Source organism: Clavibacter sp. MX14-G9D (assembly GCF_032917815.1).
Lineage (GTDB): Bacteria > Actinomycetota > Actinomycetes > Actinomycetales > Microbacteriaceae > Clavibacter > Clavibacter michiganensis_K.
Genome location: NZ_JAVCVL010000400.1, coordinates 1 through 915 on the forward strand (window position 1 = coordinate 1; position 915 = coordinate 915).

At 79.5% G+C, this 915-nt stretch carries 1 protein-coding gene; it reads left to right on the plus strand.

The window, feature by feature from the left end; genetic code table 11:
- Positions 1-214: 214 nt before the first annotated feature.
- On the plus strand, positions 215-915 hold a 701-nt coding region (locus Q6969_RS15945), incomplete at its 3' end, for an alpha/beta hydrolase (RefSeq protein ID WP_317231316.1).

Genomic DNA, 915 nt, shown 5'->3' on the forward strand with positions numbered 1-915 from the left:
GTGGGGGGTGTCCTCCTCGGGCTCGAAGGGGGGGTTTCCCCCCCCCCGGCGGGCCGGGGCGCGGGCCCCCCCCCCCCCCCCCGGCCGACGGCGGCCCCCCCCCCTCCCCCGCCGCTCCCGGCGCCCGCCCGCCCTCGTCCGTCCCGGCCCTCATGGGCCCCGGCGGACGGCGCGCAGGCGGGCGCCGCGCTGCGTCCGCGTAGCCTGGATCCCCGTGGACACGGCGACCAACCCCCTCGACGGCACGCGCATCGCCTACCGGGTGTTCGGCGCCCCACCCGGGGCCGGCGGCGCGCACCGAGGCGGCGCGGCACCCGATCCGGCCCCCGCCCCCGTGGTCCTCGTGCACGGCACGGCCCTCTCCCAGGCCATCTGGCGGGGCTTCGGCTGGGTCAGGGCGCTCTCCCCGGAGCGCCCGGTGATCACCCTGGACCTCCGCGGGCACGGCCGGAGCGGCACTCCGCACGATCCGTCCGCCTACGCGATGGACCTGATGGTGGCGGACGTCGTGTCCGTCCTCGACGCGGTCGGCGCGCCGGCCGTGCACCACGTGGGCTACAGCCTCGGCGCGCGGGTCGGCTTCTCCCTGGCCGCCGCGCACCCCGAGCGGCTCCTCTCCGCATCCAGCCTCGGCGGCTCTCCCCGCAGCGGCGTGGGCGTCTTCGACCGCGTGTTCTTCCCCGGCTGCATCCCGGCGCTCGAGACGGGCGGCATGCCGGGCTTCCTCGCGGCCTGGGAGCACCACGGCGGCCACGTCGTCGACGCGGCGACGCGCGGCGCCTTCCTCGCGGACGACGCGGCCGCGCTCGCGGCGTACATGCGGGAGTCGGAGCGGGACCGGGGCGTGCCCGACGACGTGGTGGCCGCGTCGTCCGTGCCGCTGCTCCTCGTGGCGGGAACGCGGGACGCCGAGCG